Below are 16313 nucleotides of genomic sequence, written 5' to 3'. Positions count from 1 at the left end.
ATCGTTCCAGTCCGCGGGAGGGGCCGCTGCCGTGCTCATCGACACTTACGGGCGGGTCGCCACGGATCTGCGCGTCTCCCTGACCGACCGCTGCAACCTCCGGTGCACCTACTGCATGCCCGAGGAGGGCCTGAGCTGGCTGGCCAAGCCCGACCTGCTCACCGACGACGAGATCGTCCGCCTCGTCCGCATCGCGGTCACCGGCCTCGGGATCACCGAGGTCCGCTTCACCGGCGGCGAACCCCTGCTGCGCCCCGGACTGGTCTCCATCGTCGAGCGCTGCGCCGCCCTCCGGCCCCGCCCCCGGATGTCACTGACCACCAACGGCATCGGCCTCGGCCGCACCGCGCGGGCCCTCGCCGACGCCGGCCTCGACCGCGTCAACGTCTCCCTCGACACCCTGCGCCCCGAGGTCTTCCAGGCCCTGACCCGCCGCAAGCGCCACCAGGATGTCCTGGACGGCCTCGCGGCCGCCCGCGCCGCCGGCCTCACCCCCGTCAAGGTCAACGCCGTCCTGATGCCCGGCCACAACGACGACGAGGCCCCCGACCTCCTCGCCTGGGCCGTCGAGAACGACTACGAACTGCGCTTCATCGAACAGATGCCGCTCGACGCCCAGCACGGCTGGAAGCGCGACGGCATGATCACCGCCCAGGACATCCTCGCGAGCCTGCGCACGCGCTTCGACCTCACCCCCGAGGGCGACACCGAGCGCGGCTCCGCCCCCGCCGAGCGCTGGCTCGTCGACGGCGGCCCCGCCCGGGTCGGCGTCATCGCCTCCGTCACCCGCCCCTTCTGCGCCGCCTGCGACCGCACCCGCCTCACCGCCGACGGACAGGTGCGTACGTGCCTGTTCGCGCGGGAGGAGTCCGACCTGCGCGGCGCACTGCGCTCCGGCGCGCCGGACGAGGAGATCGCCGCCCTGTGGATGCGGGCGATGCACGGCAAGAAGGCGGGGTCCGGGCTCGACGACCCGGCGTTCCTCCAGCCCCAGCGCCCGATGTCGGCGATCGGCGGCTGACGGGGGCGCCCCGGCCCGCTCCGGCTAGCGGGGCTGTTCGGAGGAGTGGGCCTCCCACTCCTCCAGCGTCACCACGTCCTTGAGGAAGCCGCGCAGATCAAGGAAGTTGGACAGGTGCTCGCGGTGCTCGTCGCACGCGAGCCACGTCTTGCGGCGCTCGGGTGTGTGCAGCTTGGGGTTGTTCCACGCCAGCACCCACACCGCGGCGGCACGGCAGCCCTTGGCGGAACAGATCACGGCGTCTTCCGGGGAGTTCACACCCAGACTCTACGGCCCCGCGCCGGGGAGGAGCCCGCGCACACGGCGACGCCGGGCAGCCACGGGGGGAGCCGCCCGGCGTCGGTCTGTCGCTCCGACGGGGGATGCGGAGCGCTTAGGAAGTATGTCACGGGGTGCCCGGCGTGCGGCACTGAATCCACATGATTGATCTGAGGTTTTCTTGAGCTTGGCGCAGTGCCCGCCGGTCCGTTCGGCCCCTCCGGCGCATCAGCCGTGGTCACGCGCCTGATCACCGGATACGGGCCGGGAGGGGCCGCGGCCGGATTCCGCCGCCGATTCCGCGAGGTCCTCCTCGGCCGTCGGCGGGAGCGACAGCCGGGTGGGCGCGGGGACGAACGTACCGGGCAGCGAAGGGGCGTTCTCCCGGCCCGCGTTGGCGATCACCACGGCGACGTAGGGCAGCAGCGCGCCCAGGACCAGCGTGCCTATGGCCACATGACGCTCGACGTTCCACAGCACCACGGTGAGCACCACCGACAGGGTGCGGATCAGCATCGAGATGACGTACCGGCGCTGGCGGCCCCGCACGTCCTCGGCCAGTCCTCGACGGGCCCCGGTGATCCTGAAGACCTCCGGCCCGCCCTGCTTCCGCATCACGTTCCACCACCTGCTCGCCGCGACGACGCGCCTTTGTCCAGGACGTATTCCACGTTACGCCGCGGCCGCTCCCGCGACGAGACCGGGGCGCCCGCCGGCCCGCGTCCCGACCTGCGGTTCCGTCGTACATCCGGCGTAGGCGGCGGTCCGAAGTGCGGCGTAGGGGCGGCGGCCCCAGAATGGCGGGGCACGCCATATCGCGCCGCACGAGGAGGCGACATGAGCTGGTTGTGGGCAATCATCGTGGGACTGGTCCTGGGCCTGATCGCCAAAGCGATCCTGCCGGGCAAACAGCAGATCCCGATCTGGCTGACGATCATCTTCGGCATGATCGGCAGCCTGCTCGGCAACTGGGCCGCCACCGGCCTCGGCATCAACGAGACCAAGGGCATCGACTGGGGCCGGCACCTGCTGCAGCTGGCGGGCGCGGTCCTTGTGGTCGGCATCGGCGACCGGCTCTGGGTCGGGACGCGCGGCTCCCGCAGAAGCCACGCCTGAGCGGGCCGGGACCGGACGGGCGGCCGTGTGTACCGGCCGCCCCCCGGCTCCTGCCCTCCGCGTTCCTTACCGGCCGCTCAGCTGGGCGATCTTGCGCCCGGCCTTGAGGTAGATCCCGGTCGGCCGGTCCACCCCGGCCGCGGCCGCCTTGGCCAGGGTCTCCTCGACCACCTCGGCCAGCGGGCGGATGGCCTCGGCCTCGGCCAGGACGACCGACTCCTGACCACCCGCGTGCTCGACGATCAGACGCAGACCGTTCTGCTTGGCGACGCGGCGGGCGGCCGAGGCGCTCGGCTGGAAGCCCAGGACCTGGCTGAGCACCGCCGTCGCGGGTTCCGCGCCGTGCTCGGCCAGCTCCACCACGGGCAGCGTCCCGACATCGGTGAAGCTCTTCTTCGAGAACTGCGCCACGAAACCGGCCCGCGCCGTCATGGCCGCCTCGACGCCGTACAGCGCAGTGACGACCTCGCCCGCCAGGACCTTCTTCAGGTCCATCGGGTGCAGCGACCGCTCCTCGACCCGGGCCAGCGCCTGGGCGATCTCCGGGTCGGTCCACTCGGTCCACGCCTTGAGGTACGGCTCCATCAGCCGGTCCGGCACCGACATGATCTTGCCGAAGACGTCGTCGGCGGGCGCGGTGAGGCCCACGTAGTTGCCCTTGGACTTGGACATCTTGGCGCCCGTGCCGTCCGTGCCCTCGATCAGCGGCATCGTGACGACGAGCTGCGGCTTCTGCCCCCGCAGCTCCATGAGCTTGCGGCCCATCTGGAGGTTGAGCAGCTGGTCGGCGCCGCCCAGCTCGACGTCGCACTCCAGCGCGACCGAGTCCAGGCCCTGCGCGATCGGGTACAGCAGCTCCGACATGGTCAGGCCCGAGCCGGCGGCCAGCCGGGTGCGGAAGTCCTCGCGCTGGAGCAGCTGCGAGACCGGCACCTGGGAGAGCAGACCCAGCAGCTCCGGGAAGGTGTACGGCGCCAGCCACTCGCTGTTCTGCCGGAAGCTGACCTTCTCGAAGTCGAAGAACGGCCGGACCTGCTCGCGGTAGCCCGCCAGGTTCCGCGCGATGTCGTCGTCCGTCAGCGGCGGGCGCTCCGCCGTGCGGCCCGTCGGGTCACCGATCTTGGCGGTGAAGTCACCGATGAGCAGGGTGACGTCATGGCCCATGCGCTGGAAGCGGCTGAGGATGATCACCGGCACGGCGTGGCCCAGGTGCACATCGGCCGCGGTCGGGTCGATGCCCAGCTTGATGCCCAGGCCCTTGCCCTCGGCCCGGCGCTGGTCGATGCGCTCGGCGAGCTTGTCCACCCCGGGCAGCACCTCGACCGTGCGCGAGGCGATCAGCTCGGCCTGCTCCTTCGCCGACAGATCCGTCAGATCGAGATAGCGCCGCGAGCCCGTCTCCGTGAGCAGCCGCTGGACGGTCTGGTCGGAGGAGAGGTCCTGCGCGAGGAGCTCGCCGGCGCGGGCGACGGATTCGCCGAGGCGTGTCATGACATTCCTGGGGATCGGTGGGACGTAAAGGGAAGGAAGGAGGGGGGAAGCGGACGGAGGGACGCGGACCAGTCTATTCGGCCCGGCCGCGCGCCCCCGCTGTCACACCCCCTGGCTGACCGAGCTCATGTTGAAGTCCGGTACGCGCACCGGGGGCATCGCCGCCCGGGTGAAGTAGTCGCCCCACTCGCGCGGCAGCGTCCGCTCGGTGCGGCCCGCCTCGGTGACCCGTGACAGCAGCGACACCGGCGATTCGTTGAAGCGGAAGTTGTTGACCTCGCCGACGACCTCGCCCTTCTCCACCAGGTAGACACCGTCGCGGGTCAGCCCGGTCAGCAGCAGCGTCGCCGGGTCGACCTCGCGGATGTACCACAGGGAGGTCAGCAGCAGGCCCCGCTCGGTGGCGGCGGCCATCTCCTCCAGGGAGCGGGTGCCGCCGCCGTCGAGGACGAGGTTGTCGGTGTTCGGGGCGACCGGCAGGTCCGTCAGCCCGGCACTGTGCCGGGTGGTGACCAGGCGCTCCAGCACGCCGTCGCGGATCCACTCCGTGGTGCCGAGCGGCAGCCCGTTGTCGAAGACCGACGCGTCGTCGCCGGAGCTGGCGGTGAGCACGAAGGGCGCGCACTCCAGGCCCGGCGCGGCCGGGTCGCTGCGCAGCGACAGCGGCAGCTCGCACAGCTTCTCGCCGACGCGGGTGCCCCCGCCTGCCCGCGAGAAGACCGTGCGGCCCTCGGCCGCGTCCCGCGCGCCGGCCGACCACTGCTGGTAGACCAGCAGGTCGGCGACGGCGGTCGGCGGCAGCAGCGTCTCGTACCGCCCGGCGGGCAGCTCGATCCGCCGGGCCGCCCACGCCAGCCGCCGGGCCAGCTCGGCGTCCAGCTCCGCCGGGTCCACGTCGGTGAAGTCGCGGGTGGCCCGGCCCGCCCACGCCGAGCGGGTGCCGTCCGGCGACTTGGCGTTCAGCTCCAGGGCGCCGGTGGGCTGGTCGTGGCGGAGCCGCAGCCCGGCGGAGGTGCCCAGGTAGTGCGAGACCATCTCGTGGCGGGCGAAGCCGTACAGCTCGCGGCCCTCGGCACGGGCACGGGCGAAGGACTCGCCGAGCGCGGGCGCGAAGACGTCGAAGACCGCCGGCGAGGTCTCGGCGGGCGCGTCGGTGAAGTGCGGGGAGTGCGGCACGCCCGTCACCAGCGGCTGGGCGTCCTCGGCCGGCCCCGCCTCACGGGCGGCGGCCTCGGCGGCTCGCACCAGCGGCTCCAGCTCGTCGGCGGTGACCGCCGAGCGCGAGACGACACCCGATGCGGTGCCCTCCGCGCCGTCGACGGTCGCGATCACGGTGACGCTGCGGCCGCGGGTGACGCCGTTGGTGGTGAGCGCGTTGCGCGCCCAGCGCAGATTGGCGGTGGACTCCTCACCGGCGAGCACGACACAGCCGTCCGCGCGGGACAGCTCCAGCGCGCGCTCGACGATCTCGTGCGGCCGGTTGGTGCTGCGCGTGGTGATACGAGGGCTCACTGACCCGCCTCCTGCGTGGTGTTGAAACTGTGCTTCCCCGGGGGGCGACCCCCGGACCTCTGGACGGTCCTGTGGTCGCGGCTCACTGACCCGCCTCCTGCGTCGTGTTCAGACTGTCTCGATCCGGAAGAACCGCTGCCCGGTGAACCGGAAGTTCACCGGGGGAGCGGAGGGCATACCTCCCCGATCGGCGGCTGTGCAGGTCAGGCGGTGTTTCACGGGCTGCCCCCACTCCCTTTTCATACTGGCTGAAACCGGACCGCACCGGGTCCGGTGTCGACTTGGTGTCGACGTTGGGCAGAGCCTACTGAGCAGCGGTCATGCTGGCTGGGGCTCGAAAGACTTGGCAAGCCACTTACGGCGCGCGCGAGCCTTGGCAAGGCGGCTGACAGATCTCTTGCGCCGGGCGTTGATGCATTCGGGCCGTGGCCCCGCGCAGTGTGCAGTCAGGTGCAGCTTCCAATTGGCAGGTGCTGTCTCCGCAGCCTGGAGCTCAAAGAGTCACAAGGGGCGCGCGTGGCCAGGAGCACCACAGGCGGTATGTGACCGCGATCACAGCATCGCCTAGGCCCGGCATGCGCTCTATGTCTTAATTTTGCGCATTCACGCCTTGCCGTGCCGTGATCATCCACCCTTACTATCCCTTGGGTGATTCTTTGGGTGCTCTTTAGGTGTTGGTTGGGCTGACCTCCTAAATCCAGCTACGCCCCACTGCGGTCGCCTCTACACACAAGGGGAAATGTGAGAATTGCTGCTCGTTCATCGTTTGCGGTGACGCTTTCGATCGGTCTTCTTTCTAGTATTGCGGCGCCCGCCTGGGCTGTCGACGGCCCGAAGTTGCGCTCCAATCCAGTGATCTCCAGTGTGGGCTCCGGCAGTTCTGCGAGTTTGACGCGCATATCTGGAAGCACTTCGGTAGACACCGCGGTAAATATTTCCAAGGCTCATTGGAAAGGTGCCTCCGAAGCTGACGGAAACGCAAGCGCTTCGCCGGGGCTACCGCCCGGGACACCTCTCTGGCCATCGCACGCGATGGGATCGTCACTCCGAAGCACGTGGTAATGGCTTCGTCCAACGACTGGAAGGACCCACTGAGCGCGGCGAGCGCGGTCGCGGCGGTGGACGGTGCGCTGGTTCTCACTAATGACGGTGCACTCGATCCCGCAGCGAAAGCCTGGCTGGACGGCCTTCCTGCTTCTGTCACCAAGACCACTGTCGGGGGGCCTGCTCGTAACGCTTACCCCAGCACAGACGGCCCGGTTGTCGGGAAGAACGCCGTGGAGACCAGCGCGCTCATCGCCGATAAGTTCATGCCGAATCCCACGCGTGTGAGCCTGGCGTCCACGAGCGGCTTTCGCGACGGACTGGTCGGTGGCGCATATGCGGCGACAGTGGGAATGCCTACTCTGCTCAACCCGGCCGATGATCTCGAACGTGGTTCAAAATGGTTCGCGGTTGACCACAGCGCCTCACTGAAGAACGTCACCTTGTTCGGTGACGCGAGCGTACTGTCCAACCGGGTGAGCGAGGCTGCCCAATCGGCTGCGACGGAAAAGTTCATCGGCGGGGAGGTAGTCCCGGAAGGGGAGCAGCCGGGAGCGCCAGCCGACTTTGACAAGTTTGCCATTGCCCCCGATTGGGCCCCAGAGTCGCAGCCTCCCGCTTTGCGCGGTTACGCGCCCACCATGAACAGCGCTGAAAAGAGTTTCTGCAAGTGGCCGAGCAGGTGGGCTATATGCAAGGAGGCTTATGACGCCTCTGTGATTGGTGTGAATGCAGCGAACAAAGAGGGGCAGGCGGGAGGTATGTGGCCCGGCAGCAGCGGGAATGGTGGCCGAAAGGATGCCTACCGGCACTGCACATGGAATGGGGTGATGGCCCTGAAGATGGGTGCCAAGACCGCCAAGGGGTTCGCTGACCGGCACGAACTGGGGCCAAAGCCGCCCAACATGAGCGAGGCCGCTGCGCAGGCGCATCATCGGATGGATTACTACAACAATTCCTGGGGCCGATTCTTCGGGCAGTACGCTCGCGACACGGACATGACGACCTACCAAGCAATTCAGGAGCTCAAGGGCTGGTGCCTGCTGTCCGTGAATGACGGCGACCTTCACACGCTGACGAAGTAGCGTGGAGAACTAGCCTCCACCCCAAAATATTGTCTGAGGGGTGCGCCGTTGTGATCGATGTTTCGCACCCCTCCAATTTATGAGAGGCAGGCTTCAGTGGCTATTGGTCATCGCGCGCTGCTTTGGGTAACGATAATCCTGGTGGCAGGGCAGACGCTGCTGATTGCGGGGTATTGCTTTCTGTTCGCCCCTATGTTCTTCAACGGGATTGGCCCTGAAGAGAAGTATGATAACTCCGGGGCTACTGCGGGCATCGCTGCTGCCATGATTTTTGGAGCACTGGCCGTGGTAACAAACATTTGGAGCTGTCGGGGCATTGCCTGTGCTATCAAAAATCAGGGTTCCGCCGTAGGCAGGCTAGTCGGCTCAAGTGCCATACAGGCCTTGGTGGTTATCTTTGCTCTACGCTTCGGCTGGCTGACTGCGATCGTGGCATCCGTGGCGGTTCTGCTGTCACTCCTCCTCTGCATCGGCCTGGATCGCAGGGCGTTTGGTAAGCAGTAAGCCTCTTGTTCCACGCATCCGTGAAGTGGCTGGCCCCGGTCTCGTCCCAACACTCGCAACCGGGCTCATCGTCCCGCCTCAGCTGAGACCCCAACCGAAGGAGACATCGAGGACTGGGACGACGTGCCGGCCTGGTGCAGGACCCTGAGCGGACGCCCCGTCAGGCGTCACCCGACTCGTCCGAAGTGTTCAGGATGTTCACATTCCGAAACAGTGCGGACGGGCAACCGTGAGACACCGCGGCAACCTGCCCGGGTTGGGCCTTTCCACAGTTGAAGGCCCCTCCTAGGACGTAGGTCTGGGGTCCGCCGATCGCCTCCATGGAGCCCCAGAACTGAGGGGTGATTCCCTGGTAGGCAACATCCCGGAGCTGTCCACAGAGCTGACCGTTCCGGATGGCGTATGCCCTCTGCTGTGTGAACTGGAAGTTGTACCTCTGCATGTCGATGGACCACGACCGGTCGCCCACCACGTAAATCCCGTTCTCCACACCGGAGATCAGCTCGTCCGTCGACGGGCCGTCCGGTGCGGGCAGGAGCGAGACGTTCGCCATGCGCTGTACGGGCACGTGCGCGGGCGAGTCGGCGAACGCGCAGCCGTTGGACCGCTCGAAGCCCGTGAGGCGGGCGATGCGCCGGTCCAGCTGGTAGCCGGTCAGGATGCCGTCCTTCACGAGGTCCCAGGACTGGGCCGCCACGCCCTCGTCGTCGTAGCCGACGGTCGCCAGGCCGTGCTCGGTGGTCCGGTCACCCGTCACATTCATGATCTTCGAGCCGTACTTGAGGGAGCCCAGCTTGTCGAAGGTCGCGAACGACGTGCCCGCGTACGCCGCTTCGTAGCCCAGCGCCCGGTCGAGCTCGGTGGCGTGGCCGATCGACTCGTGGATCGTCAGCCACAGGTTGGACGGGTCGACCACCAGGTCGTACGTGCCCGCCCGCACGCTCGGCGCGCGCATCTTCTCCGCCAGGAGCGACGGCATCTCCGCCAGCTCGGCGTCCCAGTCCCAGCCGGTGCCCGTCAGGTACTCCCAGCCCCGCCCGGCCGGCGGCGCGAGGGTGCGCATGGCGTCGAAGCCGCCCGTCGCCGGGTCCACGGCCACCGCCGTCAGCTGCGGGTGGAGGCGCACGCGCTGCTGGGTGGTGGTCGTGCCGGCCGAGTCGGCATAGAACTTGTTCTCCTGCACGGTCAGCACGGACGCGTCCGCGTGCGCCACCCCCTCACCGGCCAGCAGGCGCGCGCTCCACTCCGCCAGCAGGGCGGTCTTCTCCGCGTCGGGGACGTCGAAGGGGCTGACCTCGTACGAGGAGACCCACGTGCGCTCGGCGTGCACCGGTTCGGCCGCGAGCTCGACCCTCTCGTCCGAGCCCGCCGCCGTGAGGACCTTCGCCGACAGCTTCGCCATCGCGACCGCCTGCCCGGCGACCCGCGCCGCCGCGTCCATCGTCAGCTCCACGCCCGCCGCGAAGCCCCAGCTCCCGCCGTGCACCACGCGCACCGCGTAGCCGACCTCGGTGGTGTCCTCGGCGCCCGCGAGCCGGGCGTCGCGCAGCCGCCAGGAGGCGCTGCGCACCCGCTCGAAGCGGAAGTCCGCGTGCTCGGCCCCCAGCGCCCGGGCCCGCGCGAGCGCCGCGTCTGCCAGCGGCCGCAGCGGCAGGTCCAGGAACGAGGCGTCGATGGAATGGGGCGTGGATTGTGGCACAGGGTCCTCCCGGGGGTCGTCGCTGTGAATCATGTCGCCTCGGATCTGTCACTGCCCAGTGTTTTCTGTAGGGACTCCACAGGGACCGAGATCGGCTCCTGTTCGAGGTGGGCTGCACGTAACGGGTCCCGGACAGATAGTTTTCGTACGGTACAGACGACCAATGGCAGCACTACGCGAGCTATCACGTGAAGGAAGGGTGGTCCCTTGAGCCGCTCGGTTCTCGTCACCGGAGGAAACCGGGGCATCGGCCTCGCCATCGCCCGCGCCTTCGCCGAAGCGGGCGACAAGGTCGCGATCACCTACCGCTCGGGTGAGCCGCCGGAGGGCTTCCTCGCGGTCAAGTGCGACATCACGGACCCGGAGCAGGTCGAGCAGGCGTACAAGGAGATCGAGGAGAAGCACGGCGCGGTCGAGGTGCTGGTGGCCAACGCCGGCGTCACCCGCGACCAGCTGCTGCTGCGGATGTCCGAGGAGGACTTCACCTCGGTCCTGGACACCAACCTCACCGGCACCTTCCGGGTCGTCAAGCGCGCCTCCCGGCTGATGCTGCGCGCCCGCAAGGGCCGCATCGTGCTGATCTCGTCCGTCGTGGGCCTGCTGGGCTCCGCGGGCCAGGCCAACTACGCCGCCTCCAAGGCCGGGCTGGTCGGCTTCGCCCGTTCCCTTGCCCGTGAGCTCGGCTCGCGCAACATCACCGTCAATGTCGTCGCCCCCGGCTTCGTCGACACCGACATGACCCGGGTGCTCAGCGACGAGCAGCGGGAGAACATCACGAAGCAGGTTCCGCTCGCGCGCTACGCGCAGCCCGAGGAGATCGCCGCCTCGGTCCGCTTCCTCGCCTCCGACGAGGCCGCATACATCACTGGAGCCGTCATTCCTGTCGACGGCGGATTGGGCATGGGTCACTGAACGTCATGAGTGGAATCCTCGCAGGCAAGCGCATCCTGGTCACCGGCGTCCTCACCGAGTCGTCGATCGCCTTCCAGGCCGCCAAGGTGGCCCAGAACGAGGGCGCCGAGGTCATCCTGACCGGCTTCGGCCGGCTCTCGCTGGTCGAGCGCATCGCCAAGCGCCTGCCCAAGCCCGCCCCGGTCATCGAGCTGGACGTCAGCAACCAGGAGCAGCTCGACGGGCTGGCCGACAAGGTCCGTGAGCTCCAAGGCGACGACGCCCGCCTCGACGGCATCGTGCACTCCATCGCCTTCGGCCCGCAGGGCGCGTTCAACTTCCTGGAGGGGAGCTGGGAGGACGTCTCGACGGCCGTCCAGGTCTCGGCGTACTCCTACAAGTCGCTGGCCATGGCCCTGCTGCCGCTGATGCCGCAGGGTTCCTCGATCGTCGGTCTGACCTTCGACGCGCAGACCGCCTGGCCGAAGTACGACTGGATGGGCGTGGCCAAGGCGGCGCTGGAGAGCACCAACCGCTACCTCGCCCGCGACTTCGGTCCCAAGGGCATCCGCTGCAACCTGGTCGCGGCCGGCCCGATCAAGTCGATGGCCGCCAAGTCCATCCCGGGCTTCGAGGAGCTCGCGGACGTGTGGAACCACCGCGCCCCGATCGGCTGGGACCTGGCCGACCCGGAGCCGGCGGGCCGTGGCATCGTCGGTCTGCTGTCCGACTTCTTCCCGCGCACCACGGGTGAGATCGTCCACGTCGACGGCGGCGTGCACATGATGGGCGCCTGACCCTTCCCGCACCCCTTGCCGCACCCCTTCCGATGCCCGCCCCGGCACCCCGCCCGGGCGGGCATCGCGCGTTCCCGGGTCGTGCGCCGGGCCCCTCGCCCGCACACTGGGGGAGGAGGGAGGAGGTGTTCGTATGCGCTTCCCGTTCCGCCGTACGGCCGCATCGCTGTTCGCCGCCGGAGCTCTCGCCGGCGCCATGGGCCCCGCGGCGCTCGCGGCGCCCGCCGGCCCCCGCCAGGCGCCCCGGCAGGCCGAGTGCCGCACCCGCGTGCACGGCTCCCACGCCACGGCCGACTGCTTCAACGGCCACTCCGACCCCGACCGCGTACAGCTGCACATCGAATGCGACCGCTGGTGGGACCCGGACATGGACACCGCCCCCGCCACGGTCGGCCCGGCCCGGTACGTATCCCTCACCCAGCGCTGCTGGCTGGGGATACACCACGCCTGGGTGACCCATACACCGGGATGACGGGCCGTGGTTCCGCCGCGCGGCCGAACGGGTGACGCATCGCTCGTCCTCCGCGCCGTCCCGCTCAGTGCATGATGCAGGTATGTCATCGCCCGGCGCAGTCACGCCCTCCACCGCGGACGACGGCCCCACGGCCCGCCGCGAGACCCTGTCCCCGTCGCGCTCCTCTCCGGCCGCCCCGCGCCCGCCCGCCGTGCGGCGCCCGCTGCTGATCGCGGGCCTCGTCGTCGCCGCCCTCAACCTCCGCCCCGCCGTCACCAGCCTCAGCCCGCTGCTGAAGGAGGTCCGGGCCGGCCTCGGCATGAGCGGCGCCGTCGCCGGCCTGCTGACCTCCGTGCCCACCCTGTGCTTCGCCGTCTTCGGCCTGGCCGCGCCCCGGCTCGCCCGCCGCTGGGGACCCGCCGCCGTCGTCGGCGCGGGCATGGCGGCCATCGCCGTCGGCCTGCTCCTGCGGCCGTACGCGGGCGGCGTCCCCGGCTTCGTCGCCCTCAGCGCCCTCGCGCTCGCCGGCATAGCGGTGGGCAACGTCCTCATGCCCGTCGTCGTCAAACGCTGGTTCCCCGACCGCATCGGCCCGATGACCGGCCTGTACTCCATGGCCCTCGCCGCCGGCACCACGGCCGCCGCGGCCTCCACCGTCCCGCTGACCGACGCGCTCGGCGGCGCCTGGCGGCTCGGCCTCGCCGCGTGGGCCCTGCTCGCCGCCGCCGCGGCGCTCGTCTGGGCCGTGCTCACCGTCCGGGAACGCGGCGAGGGCGCCGTACGGACACCCGGCGACGCGCGGGACGAACCCGGCGCCCGCATCACCCGCAGCCCCACCGCCTGGGCCCTCGCCGTCTACTTCGGCCTCCAGGCCACCGCCGCCTACATCGTCATGGGCTGGATGCCCGCGATCTTCCGCGACGCCGGGGTCTCCGCCTCCACCGCCGGGGTGCTGCTCGCGGTGACGGCGCTGGTGGGCGTGCCGCTCGCCTTCGTCCTGCCGCGCCTGGCCGCCCGGCTGCCCCGCCAGGGCGTCCTCGCCGTCGTCCTCGCCGCCTTCGGGCTGACCGGGTACGCCGGGCTGTGGCTCGCCCCGGCCGCCGGCGCCTGGGCCTGGGCGCTCCTGCTGGGCGTCTCCACCTGCGCCTTCCCACTCGCCCTGACCATGATCGGGATGCGGGCGCGGACCGGTGCCGGGGTGGTACGGCTCTCCGCCTTCGCCCAGAGCGCGGGCTACCTCCTCGCCATCCCCGGCCCACTCCTGGTGGGCTGGCTCAACGAGAGCACCGGAGGCTGGGACGCGCCGATCGCGCTGATGGCGGCCCTGATGGTGCCTCAGGTCGTGGCGGGCGTGCTGGCCGGCCGGGACCGCACCGTCGAGGACGAGCTCGGAACCGGCCCGGACCGTACCGCCGAGGGCGAGCCCCGACCCGGCCGCCCGGCCCGTTGAGCGGATGGGACACTGGTGACATGCCCGTCCTCGAACCGAACCCCCAGAACGGCCAGAAGATGCTGGTCACCATCCTCGGCGCGATGCTCGCCATCACCGTCGTCATCGGCGTGATCGCCACGCTCGCCGCGCCCTGATCCACGCGGGGGGTGGGGCTAGCCCCCATATCCCCTAGGGGGTTGGGGTCAGGGGTAAGTGGGTGGTTCACCGGATGGGAACGGGGCGCCGCTCTCCGTAGGTTCGTAGTACACCGCGACAGGGCGGTGCACCGGACCCTCGGAGGAGATCCCATGTCGGCCGGCCCGAACGCCCGGACCTCAGGCACCGTGCAGACCAGGCTGCCCTGGTGGGCCCTCGTCATACCCGTCGTGGCCTTCGCGAGCCTGCTCGCCCTGCTGACCGTGCCCGCCTCGGCCGAACCGGGCAGCGCCCACGGCGGCCCGGGTGCCGTCTCCCGCGTCGTCGAGTTCGTCCAGACCGCGCTGGCCCGGCAGGCGCCCTGACGCCGGTCCCGGTGCGTGCGGTCCGCCGGCGGGAGGCTCCCCCGGCCTGCGGTCCCACCCCCGCGAGGACCGTGCGACCCCTGGCGGGTGAGCCTGTCAACACCCCGCGCCCCGCCGTGCTTTTCATGCGAAGCTGGAAAACATGAGCGCCGAACCGACCCGCAGGATTGTTCTCCTCCGCCACGCCAAGGCCGAGTGGTCCGACCAGGACGACCATGAGCGTCCGCTCGCGGAGCGCGGCCGCAAGGACGCCCCGGTCGCCGGCCGCCGGCTCGCCGGGAGCGGCATCGTCCCCGATCTGGCCCTCTGCTCGACCGCCGCCCGCACCCGCGAGACCTGGAAGCTCGCCGTCCAGGAGCTGCCGCAGCGCCCCCGGACGGTCTATGAGGACCGGCTCTACGAAGCATCCCTCGGCGAGCTCATCGCCGTGGTCAACGAGACCTCCGACGAGGTGGCCGATCTGCTGCTGGTCGGGCACAACCCCGGCATGCACGGCCTTGCCGACGCCCTCGCGGGCGAGGCCGAGGCCGATCTGCTCCCGCGTATGAACCGCTCCGGCTTCCCCACGGCCGCGTTCGCGGTGCTCACCTTCACCGGCTCCTGGAAGAGCGTGGAGCACGGCGTCGGCCGGCTGGTCGACTTCTGGGCGCCGCACGCGTAGCCGACGCCGCGCCGAACACGCGTAGCCGACGCCGCGCCGTACGAGCAGCCGACGCCGCGCCGCACACGGAGCCGACGACAGGGGTACGGGCCCGCGCCCGTACCCCACGTCCTCACTCGTGGGTGTTGGCCGCCTCGACCTCTTCCCGCGTGACCCCGAGCAGATACAGCACCGTGTCCAGGAACGGCACGTTCACCGCCGTGTGCGCCGCCTGCCGCACTATCGGCTTCGCGTTGAACGCGATGCCCAGCCCGGCCGCGTTGAGCATGTCCAGATCGTTGGCGCCGTCACCGATCGCCACGGTCTGCGCGAGCGGGACACCCGCCTCGGCGGCGAACCGCCGCAGCAGCCGCGCCTTGCCCGCCCGGTCCACGATCTCCCCGGTGACCCGGCCGGTCAGCTGCCCGTCCACGACCTCCAGCGTGTTGGCGGAGGCGAAGTCCAGCCCCAGCCGCTCCTGAAGATCGTCGGTGACCTGCGTGAACCCGCCGGAGACCACGCCCACCTGGTAGCCCAGCCGCTTCAGCGTGCGGATCAGGGTCCGGGCGCCCGGGGTGAGCCGGACCTCGGCCCGCACCTTGTCCACCACCGATTCGTCCAGGCCCGCCAGCAGCGCCACCCGGGCATGCAGGGACTGCTCGAAGTCCAGCTCCCCGCGCATCGCCCGCGCGGTCACCTCGGCCACCTCGGCCTCACAGCCCGCGTGCGCCGCGAACAGCTCGATGACCTCGTCCTGGATCAGCGTGGAGTCCACGTCCATCACGATCAGACGCTGCGCCCGCCGCTGGAGCCCGGCCGCCACGACCGCCACATCCACCCCGCGCGCCGCGGCCTCGATGGCCAGCGCCGTGCGCAGCGCCTCCGGCTCCACGCCCGACACCGCGAACTCCACCGCGGTCACGGGGTACTTGGCGAGGCGGAAGATACGGTCGATGTTGCCACCCGTACCGGTGATGCGCGCCGTGATGGCCGCGGTCGACTCGGCGGTCAGCGGGTGCCCCAGCACGGTGACGTGGGAGCGCCCGGTGCCGCGCGGGCGGTTGTCGCCCCGGCCCGAGATGATCTCCGCCTGGAGGTGGAGCGACTCCGCCCAGCTGTGCACGGTGGCCCGCAGCTCGCCCTCCGCGGCGCCGGCCCCGGCCGGTGCGGTGACCAGCGCGCACAGGGTGATCCGGCCCCGGGTGACGACCTGCTCGATGTCGACGACGTCGACGGCGTAGGCCGCGAGCGTGTCGAAGAGCCCGGCGGTGATGCCCGGCCGGTCCTTCCCGAAGATCTTGACGAGGAGGGTCGGTACGTCGTCGCCGGTAACGGCGGTGGCAGGCGAGGTCTGCGATGCGCTCATGGTCTTCTAACCGTATCCGCCTCCGGAGCCCGACCGTACAGGTGTCCTGTGGGCGAGACGGCGAAGAGCGGCGGAGCGACGGGGAGACATCGCGTGAACGGCGGTCAACGCCGCCCGCGCGGCGGCGGAGGCGGCGCCCCCGGAGGCGGGGGCGGACCCTCCTCCGGCAGGGACGAGCCGTATCCCCGGCTGCCCCGCGGCCGCCGGCCGGGACGCGGCGGCGGCAGCGGATGGCCGGCCTCGGTGGGCGCGCTGTAGCGGTCGTGGCCGCCATGTCGGCCGTCGTCGAAGAGCGGCCGCTTGTACGGATTCGTCGCGTCGTGCGCGGGCCGGGACGCGGGCGAGGGGTTGTACGGCCCCGGAAGATAGGCCAGGTCAGGGTACGTACGAGCGTCCCGGCGCCCCGGCGCGTACGCCACGGCGTGCCGCCCGGCCGTACCCGCCGCGCACGCCAGCAGCCCCCCGGCCGCCCCGGCGACGGC

17 protein-coding genes and 1 pseudogene are annotated in these 16313 nt (G+C 70.5%); 11 read left to right on the top strand and 7 right to left on the bottom strand.

Translation table 11 applies throughout. The features are described 5' to 3' along the window. The first annotated feature begins 31 nt into the window (after positions 1–31). Complete coding sequence (moaA, locus tag J7E86_RS11580) at positions 32–1021, top strand: GTP 3',8-cyclase MoaA (protein ID WP_215081505.1); 990 nt, start codon at positions 32–34, stop codon at positions 1019–1021. Positions 1022–1045: 24 nt separating this feature from the next. Here moaA and J7E86_RS11575 read toward each other — a convergent pair whose 3' ends face one another. Then, positions 1046–1279, bottom strand: a complete 234-nt coding sequence (locus J7E86_RS11575; RefSeq protein ID WP_215081504.1) for a hypothetical protein — start codon at positions 1277–1279, stop codon at positions 1046–1048. Positions 1280–1507: 228 nt separating this feature from the next. Next, complete coding sequence (locus J7E86_RS11570) at positions 1508–1894, bottom strand: DUF3099 domain-containing protein (protein WP_215081526.1); 387 nt, start codon at positions 1892–1894, stop codon at positions 1508–1510. Positions 1895–2116: 222 nt separating this feature from the next. Here J7E86_RS11570 and J7E86_RS11565 point away from each other — a divergent pair, with 222 nt between their 5' ends. Then, a complete protein-coding gene (locus J7E86_RS11565) occupies positions 2117–2395 on the top strand; it encodes a GlsB/YeaQ/YmgE family stress response membrane protein (RefSeq protein ID WP_215081503.1) in 279 nt (92 codons plus the stop codon). Positions 2396–2461: 66 nt separating this feature from the next. Here the strand turns inward: J7E86_RS11565 and tyrS are convergent, their stop codons facing one another. Both tyrS and J7E86_RS11555 read right to left on the bottom strand, forming a co-directional pair. Beyond that, entirely contained in the window at positions 2462–3886 is a 1425-nt protein-coding gene (gene tyrS, locus J7E86_RS11560; protein WP_215081502.1) for a tyrosine--tRNA ligase, read from the bottom strand. A gap of 102 nt (positions 3887–3988) precedes the next feature. After that, on the bottom strand, positions 3989–5398 hold the full coding sequence (locus J7E86_RS11555; protein WP_308312561.1) for a metallopeptidase TldD-related protein: 1410 nt from the start codon (positions 5396–5398) through the stop codon (positions 3989–3991). Between the two features lie 1061 nt (positions 5399–6459). Between J7E86_RS11555 and J7E86_RS11550 the strand changes: the two genes are divergently transcribed. Together J7E86_RS11550 and J7E86_RS11545 are read left to right on the top strand one after the other, a co-directional pair. Beyond that, positions 6460–7527, top strand: coding sequence for a cell wall-binding repeat-containing protein (locus tag J7E86_RS11550; RefSeq protein WP_215081501.1), 1068 nt, complete (start codon positions 6460–6462; stop codon positions 7525–7527). A gap of 141 nt (positions 7528–7668) precedes the next feature. Continuing rightward, a complete protein-coding gene (locus J7E86_RS11545) occupies positions 7669–8031 on the top strand; it encodes a hypothetical protein (RefSeq protein WP_215081500.1) in 363 nt (120 codons plus the stop codon). A 160-nt stretch (positions 8032–8191) separates the two neighbouring features. Here J7E86_RS11545 and J7E86_RS11540 read toward each other — a convergent pair whose 3' ends face one another. Then, positions 8192–9730: a TldD/PmbA family protein gene (locus J7E86_RS11540; protein WP_308312560.1), complete on the bottom strand. Its 1539-nt coding sequence runs from the start codon at positions 9728–9730 to the stop codon at positions 8192–8194. Positions 9731–9937: 207 nt separating this feature from the next. Between J7E86_RS11540 and fabG the strand changes: the two genes are divergently transcribed. The 7 genes from fabG to J7E86_RS11510 all read left to right on the top strand — a co-directional run bounded on the left by fabG (position 9938) and on the right by J7E86_RS11510 (position 14486). Beyond that, entirely contained in the window at positions 9938–10642 is a 705-nt protein-coding gene (fabG, locus tag J7E86_RS11535) for a 3-oxoacyl-[acyl-carrier-protein] reductase (RefSeq protein ID WP_215081498.1), read from the top strand. Positions 10643–10647: 5 nt separating this feature from the next. Continuing rightward, positions 10648–11418, top strand: coding sequence for an enoyl-ACP reductase FabI (gene fabI / locus J7E86_RS11530; protein WP_215081497.1), 771 nt, complete (start codon positions 10648–10650; stop codon positions 11416–11418). Between the two features lie 133 nt (positions 11419–11551). Then, complete coding sequence (locus tag J7E86_RS11525) at positions 11552–11890, top strand: hypothetical protein (protein ID WP_215081496.1); 339 nt, start codon at positions 11552–11554, stop codon at positions 11888–11890. Positions 11891–11972: 82 nt separating this feature from the next. Continuing rightward, on the top strand, positions 11973–13322 hold the full coding sequence (locus J7E86_RS11520; RefSeq protein ID WP_215081495.1) for an MFS transporter: 1350 nt from the start codon (positions 11973–11975) through the stop codon (positions 13320–13322). A gap of 20 nt (positions 13323–13342) precedes the next feature. Then, positions 13343–13459 carry an SGM_5486 family transporter-associated protein gene (locus tag J7E86_RS30960; protein ID WP_251018995.1) on the top strand — a complete coding sequence of 39 codons (117 nt, stop codon included), beginning with the start codon at positions 13343–13345 and terminating at the stop codon, positions 13457–13459. A gap of 153 nt (positions 13460–13612) precedes the next feature. Beyond that, the gene (locus J7E86_RS11515) at positions 13613–13825 is read left to right on the top strand and encodes a hypothetical protein (protein WP_215081494.1); all 213 of its coding nucleotides are present in this window, start codon (positions 13613–13615) and stop codon (positions 13823–13825) included. 142 nt (positions 13826–13967) lie between these two features. Next, positions 13968–14486 (top strand): histidine phosphatase family protein, encoded by a 519-nt coding sequence (locus J7E86_RS11510; protein WP_215081493.1) that lies wholly within the window; start codon positions 13968–13970, stop codon positions 14484–14486. 112 nt (positions 14487–14598) lie between these two features. On the opposite strand, the gene serB is transcribed toward J7E86_RS11510, so the two are convergent. Together serB and J7E86_RS11500 are read right to left on the bottom strand one after the other, a co-directional pair. Continuing rightward, positions 14599–15831, bottom strand: coding sequence for a phosphoserine phosphatase SerB (gene serB, locus J7E86_RS11505; RefSeq protein ID WP_215081492.1), 1233 nt, complete (start codon positions 15829–15831; stop codon positions 14599–14601). A gap of 104 nt (positions 15832–15935) precedes the next feature. Beyond that, positions 15936–16313, bottom strand: a pseudogene (locus J7E86_RS11500) (hypothetical protein); the annotation flags it as partial.

The sequence above is a fragment of the Streptomyces sp. ISL-11 genome (assembly GCF_018614525.1).
Lineage (GTDB): Bacteria > Actinomycetota > Actinomycetes > Streptomycetales > Streptomycetaceae > Streptomyces.
The sequence above is the reverse complement of the archived record's forward strand: the minus strand, read 5'-3'. Positions and strand labels throughout refer to the sequence as shown.